Source organism: Rhodopseudomonas sp. BR0C11 (assembly GCF_010820945.1).
GTDB lineage: Bacteria > Pseudomonadota > Alphaproteobacteria > Rhizobiales > Xanthobacteraceae > Rhodopseudomonas > Rhodopseudomonas palustris_H.
Window position 1 is genome coordinate 1 of sequence record NZ_QTKI01000347.1, and the last position, 5,175, is coordinate 5,175.

A 5,175-nucleotide genomic window follows, 5' to 3' on the forward strand; every position below is an offset into this window, starting at 1 on the left:
GCGTATTACCGCGTCGACAAGGAGATCCTCGACGACGCGGGCTTCTTCGACACCGGCGACGTCGCGACCATCGACAAGGACGGCTACATGCGGATCACCGACCGCTCCAAGGACGTGATCAAGTCGGGCGGCGAGTGGATCTCCTCGATCGACCTCGAAAACCTCGCGGTCGGCCATCCCAAGGTGGCGGAAGCCGCGGTGATCGGCGTGTATCACCCGAAATGGGACGAACGCCCGCTGTTGATCTGCCAGCTCAAGCCCGACGTCACCTGCACCCGCGACGAGATCCTGCAGTACATGGACGGCAAGATCGCCAAATGGTGGATGCCCGACGACATCGTGTTCGTCGACGCCATCCCGCATACGGCAACCGGCAAGATCCTGAAAACCGCACTGCGCGATCAGTTCAAGACCTACACGCTGCCTGGGGCAGCGGCGTAGGGGCTTAGCACGCAACGCTGGCTCACTGCCTCTGGCGCCCTCACCCCAACCCTCTCCCGCAAGCGGGAGAGGGAGCCCGCAGCGGTTGGGTCTGAGACCTCGGCTCCATCGCAACTTCCGCAGCTCAGTGCCGCCCCCACCCTCTCCCCGAAGACAGCGTAACCTCTCCAGCTTGCGGAAGAGGTCGGATCGCGTAGCGATCCGGGTGAGGGCACTCCTCTCCGCGTGTTTCAAGCTAACTACCTGCGGCACCCTCACCCCACCCTTCTCCCGCAAGCGGGAGAGAGAGCGCGCAGCGGTCGGAGCGAGCTCGGCCCTCCACTTTAACATCCGCACATTTGCTTGAACGTGCCGCTGCCGCTCGTCATTTCGGGCGCAAAGGCTGGCGGCTTCCGATATGACCGGCTCGTACGAATGATGCGGTGACCGCGCGGCGATGGAGCGCCACGATGCAGATGGGTGTGGGGGCTCAGCCTGTGGATGTGCGTTCCCAACCCGCCGCCGAAGCTCGGCCGGACCGCAACAGCGGACTCGACGCGCTGCGGGCGGTGATGACTCTGCTGGTGCTGTTTCATCACACCGCGATTACCTACGGCGCCAGCGGCGGCTGGTTCTATCATGAGGTGACGCCCAACGGATCGCTGTCGTCGCACCTGCTGACGATGTTCGTGGCCACCAATCAGGCCTACTTCATGGGCCTGTTCTTTCTGCTCGCCGGCTATTTCACCCCGGCCGCCTTCCGCACCAAGGGCAGCTGGGCTTATTTGCGCGACCGGCTGCTACGGCTCGGCGTGCCCCTGCTGCTGTTCGGCTTGGTGATCGGGCCGTTGACCGTCGCCCTTGCAGGGCTCGCCAGCGGTCATGCGTTCTGGCCGACGCTGCTGGCGCTGTGGCAGCGCGGCCGGTTCATCGAAGGGCCGCTGTGGTTTGCCGAGGCACTGCTGATCTTTGGGGTCGCGGCAGTGCCCTGGCTGCTGCTTTCCCAACGATCGACGGCCCCACAAGCCACCGCGGCTCGGTTTCCTTCCAACACCACACTGGCAATCCTGGCGGTGCTCACCGGCGCCGCAGCGTTCGTCCTCCGGCTGTGGTGGCCGGTCGGGACAAGTTGGCACGGGCTGCAATTCGGTTACTTCGCTAGCTACGTCGTGCTGTTCGCTGCCGGATGCTTGGCGGCGAGACCACGCTGGCTGAAGCGAATCCCACGACGCACCGCAAGGATCTGGTTTGGCATCGCGCTGGTGAGCCTGCCGTTGCTGCCGCTTTCCGCCGGAGTGTGGCCGCCGGGCCCCACCAACTCGTCCGACGGTGGTTGGACTGTCCCGGCGGCGATCTACGCCTTTTGGGAGCCGCTGGTGGCTTGGGGGCTGATCCTGCTGTTGCTGGTTGTGTTTCAGCGCCGATATCAGCATCTCGTCCCGCGATGGCAGCAACTCGCCGCGCGGGCCTACACCATCTACATCATCCATCCACCGGTGCTGGTCGGATTAGCGCTCGCCTGGCGCAACATGACGGCGCCGCCGCTGCTGAAGTTCGCGGTGACAGGCATCGCCACCTGCGTCGCCTGCTTCCTGCTCGCCGGCCTGATTCTGCGCATCCCGCGAATTCAGAAGATCCTTTAAGACCGGCCGGCGCCGAGCCGCTGCCTGCTGACCTTTCCCGCGAGACCCGCCGGAAGCACTTCCGGCAAACTCGGAGCGTGCGCCCTTCCCCGGCGCTCAGGTTCCCTCTCCGGCCTTGAATTCGGCTGCCGCCCGTGGTCTCAACGGAGGCTCCTGCGGCGCGATGTCTGCCGCGATCAACCCGGCAGTCCTCACGCGATGGCGCGCAGATTTTCCGCTCCGTATCTGAAGGAGCCCGTCTCCGGACTCGCCACCTGGGCCCGCAATCTTGCGGTGTTCTCCGCCGTGGCGACGCTGGTGTCGATCGGTGTGGTGCGATTCGGCTTTCTCGAAATGCGCCCGGCGATGGCGACCTGGTTCGGAGCCCTGGCGCTGGCCGGGGTGTCGATCCTGCTGGCACTCGCCGGCTTCGCGGCGATCTGGCAGAACGGCTCGCGCGGCATCCCGCGCATCCTGCTGGCGCTGCTGCTCGACGCACTGATCCTCGCCTACCCGGCCTATCTCGGCTGGCAGTACCGCAGCCTGCCGGCGATCCACGACATCACCACCGATTCGATCGATCCGCCGCAGTTCGAGACCCTTGCGCGGCTGCGGGTCGGCGACGACGTCAACACCGCGGTCTATGCCGGCCTGTACTCCGCCGAGCGGCAGCGCGCCGCCTATCCAAACATCGAGACGCTTCAGGTCGAGATGCCGGTGCAGCGCGCCTATGACATCGTGCTGCAGTTGGTGAACCGGCGGAAATGGCGGGTGGTCGACGAGCGCCCGCCGCAGCTGCCGAAGCGCGAAGGCCATATCGAGGCGGTGGCCCGCCCCACCATCCTGAGCCTGCCCGAAGACGTGGTGATCCGGCTGCGGCCGGATGGCGAGGACACCCGGATCGATATCCGATCGTCGTCGCGCTATTTCGAAAGCGACCTCGGCAGCAACGCGGCGCGGATCGCCAAGCTCACCGAGGACATCAACACCGCGGTCGAGAACGCACCGACCCCGAAGGCCGAGCCGGCTGCCAAGCAGCCGGCCAAGGCGAAGGCCAAGAAGTAATCAGGCGCCGGCGCGATCCGCGCCGACGCCCACAACGGACTGAATTCAGCAGAGGCCGAGACCCGCGCCGCTTACTTGTCGGCGCCGCCGAGCGCCTGCTTGCACCGATCGGACAGCGCGCTGAAATTGTCGTTCAGGCACTTCTTGATGCGGCCGCCGCCGGGCGACACCCCGTTGCAGAGCTTCTGATAGTCCGCCTTGCAGGCTTCGCGCGCCGCGCCGCGATCCTGCGCGCTCGCCATCTGCAGGGTCAGCATCAGGGCCGCAACCACGCAGGCCGCGGCCAGCGTTGCCCGCACCAGCACGTCGGGCGCACGGAACAGCGGCGCGGGACGATCGGACCGATTCGAAGTGTTCATTCGTTGCACCATGGCGAATCCTTGGGTTCGAAGTGGACGCCGTCGAGGCGGATGTAGTTGATACCTTCGAGCCCGTCCGATCCTTCGCGCGCCAGTTCAGCGAAACAGCCGGCCGGCGAGTTGCCGGCGTCCTTCCGGAGAAATCTGCTCCAGCGTCTCGACGAAGGTGTCGATCATCGCGTCGCCAACCTTGCTGCGCTTGTCGCGCGCGTTCTCGACCGCAGCGCGGAGCGCCGGCTTGTCGAGCTCGGGCTGCGCGGCGAGATTCAAGGTGGTGCGCAGCGCCGCCACGTAGTCGCGCTGCAGCGGCTGCAGCGTCACCTGCTTGGCATTGAAGTTGCGCCACAGGATGTCGGCGTCGGCCTGCGGCAGACGCGAGGCGACGCGCTCGATCAGCCGCATCGGCATGCCGGCATGCGGGGGCGTCCATTGCGGCCGCAGCCACTGCGCGCCGATATAGGCGCCGAGCGCGACGTTGATACACAGCGAGGCCAGCAGCAGCCAGCGCTCCGGGGTGATGCGCCTGAACGAGATTGTCATTGTGGACTCCACAGCGTCACGGCGGAGGAATCGAACACCGCATCCATCGCCGCGATCGCCTCCTGCGAATGGTGATAGGGCAGCGTGCCGGCGAGCCACAGGCCGACCAGCGCCGAGCAGGCGAGGCTGCCGACCGGCAGCAGCGAGGCGGGCTGCAGCAGCCGGCGATACCAAGGCTCGCGCGCCTCGCCGGCGCCGATCCGTTGCAGCACCCCCAACGCGACCCGCCCTGCCCGCGCCGGCGCCACCTCCGACGGCATCGCCAGCAGGGCGTCGAACGCGCTCGCTTCGCGCAGCACCGCCGCGCCCGGTTCGGTAGCGGCGACCAGCCGCGCGGCGCTCCACGCCTCCGCCGGCCAGCGTTCGACGTCGCCGCCCCAAGTGTCGGCCAACTGCCTGAATTGATCGAGCGTCATGCCCGCCTCCTGTCGTCCTGTCGTTTCTCGACTGCTTTCTTGAGCGTCAGCCGCGCCCGTCCGAGCAGCGACTCGAACGCCTTCGGGCTGAGATTCATCGCGCGGGCGGCCTCTTCGCCGGACAGCCCTTCCATATGAAACAGCGCGATCGCGCCGCGCTGCCGCTCCGGCAGTTCTGCCAGCGCCGCCTCCAACAGCCGCTGCTGCTGCGCGGCGATGAGCGTTTCGACCGGCGCCGGGTCGGCCGACGCCACCTCGGCGGCATCCTCGATCGGCGCATGCCTCGGCTTGCGGGTGCGATCGAAGCTGAGGTTCAGCACGATCCGGTACAGCCAGGTCGAGAACCGCGCGATCTTCGGATCGAACGACGACGCTTTGTTCCAGACCCGCAGAAACGCCTCCTGGCCGATATCATCGGCTTCGGCGGGATCGCGGACGATGCGCTGCGCCAGCCTGATCGCGCGCGGCATGTGCCGCGCCATCAGCACGCGAAAGGCCTGCTGCCGGCGCTCTGCGACCGCCAGCATCAGCACCTCGTCGCTATCGTGTTCGATGCTCAACGGTCGCAGCCCGCCGGCCTGAGCCGGCGCGCCCCGGTTGAGCTTGATGATGACAGCCGACACGCGGTCAGCACGGCCGCCAGGCGCCGGCGATCCAGCATTGCCGCGGCACCGACACCACGGGCGCGCCCGCGACCACCACCGGCGCGCCGTAAACCGGCGCCACCGCATAGGGCCGCACCACATAATAAGG

At 67.1% G+C, this 5,175-nt stretch carries 7 protein-coding genes; 3 read left to right on the forward strand and 4 right to left on the reverse strand.

The features are described 5' to 3' along the window. The 3 genes from DYI24_RS20625 to DYI24_RS20635 all read left to right on the forward strand — a co-directional run. The coding region (locus DYI24_RS20625; protein ID WP_164573645.1) for an AMP-binding enzyme at nucleotides 1–441 on the forward strand (441 nt) is incomplete at its 5' end. A 449-nt stretch (nucleotides 442–890) separates the two neighbouring features. Continuing rightward, nucleotides 891–2,063 carry an acyltransferase family protein gene (locus DYI24_RS20630; protein ID WP_246701324.1) on the forward strand — a complete coding sequence of 391 codons (1,173 nt, stop codon included), beginning with the start codon at nucleotides 891–893 and terminating at the stop codon, nucleotides 2,061–2,063. Nucleotides 2,064–2,261: 198 nt separating this feature from the next. Beyond that, nucleotides 2,262–3,107 (forward strand): DUF1499 domain-containing protein, encoded by an 846-nt coding sequence (locus DYI24_RS20635; protein ID WP_164573646.1) that lies wholly within the window; start codon nucleotides 2,262–2,264, stop codon nucleotides 3,105–3,107. 71 nt (nucleotides 3,108–3,178) lie between these two features. Here the strand turns inward: DYI24_RS20635 and DYI24_RS20640 are convergent, their stop codons facing one another. The 4 genes from DYI24_RS20640 to DYI24_RS20655 form a co-directional block, all read right to left on the reverse strand. Then, nucleotides 3,179–3,466 (reverse strand): cysteine rich repeat-containing protein, encoded by a 288-nt coding sequence (locus DYI24_RS20640; RefSeq protein ID WP_246701325.1) that lies wholly within the window; start codon nucleotides 3,464–3,466, stop codon nucleotides 3,179–3,181. Between the two features lie 96 nt (nucleotides 3,467–3,562). After that, on the reverse strand, nucleotides 3,563–4,006 hold the full coding sequence (locus DYI24_RS20645) for a periplasmic heavy metal sensor (protein WP_164573648.1): 444 nt from the start codon (nucleotides 4,004–4,006) through the stop codon (nucleotides 3,563–3,565). After that, nucleotides 4,003–4,422 (reverse strand): hypothetical protein, encoded by a 420-nt coding sequence (locus DYI24_RS20650; protein WP_164573649.1) that lies wholly within the window; start codon nucleotides 4,420–4,422, stop codon nucleotides 4,003–4,005. Before DYI24_RS20650 ends, DYI24_RS20645 begins: the two co-directional genes overlap by 4 nt. Beyond that, nucleotides 4,419–5,045 carry an RNA polymerase sigma factor gene (locus tag DYI24_RS20655; RefSeq protein ID WP_349627803.1) on the reverse strand — a complete coding sequence of 209 codons (627 nt, stop codon included), beginning with the start codon at nucleotides 5,043–5,045 and terminating at the stop codon, nucleotides 4,419–4,421. The genes DYI24_RS20650 and DYI24_RS20655 overlap by 4 nt, the downstream gene beginning before the upstream one ends. Nucleotides 5,046–5,175: the final 130 nt, after the last annotated feature.

Excerpts from the sequence above, each read along its gene's own strand:
- DYI24_RS20650 (WP_164573649.1), bottom strand. The coding sequence starts at position 4,422 with ATGACGCTCGATCAATTCAGGCAGTTGGCCGACACTTGGGGCGGCGAC.
- DYI24_RS20630 (WP_246701324.1), top strand. The coding sequence starts at position 891 with ATGCAGATGGGTGTGGGGGCTCAGCCTGTGGATGTGCGTTCCCAACCC.
- DYI24_RS20635 (WP_164573646.1), top strand. The coding sequence starts at position 2,262 with ATGGCGCGCAGATTTTCCGCTCCGTATCTGAAGGAGCCCGTCTCCGGA.
- DYI24_RS20645 (WP_164573648.1), bottom strand. The coding sequence starts at position 4,006 with ATGACAATCTCGTTCAGGCGCATCACCCCGGAGCGCTGGCTGCTGCTG.
- DYI24_RS20640 (WP_246701325.1), bottom strand. The coding sequence starts at position 3,466 with ATGAACACTTCGAATCGGTCCGATCGTCCCGCGCCGCTGTTCCGTGCG.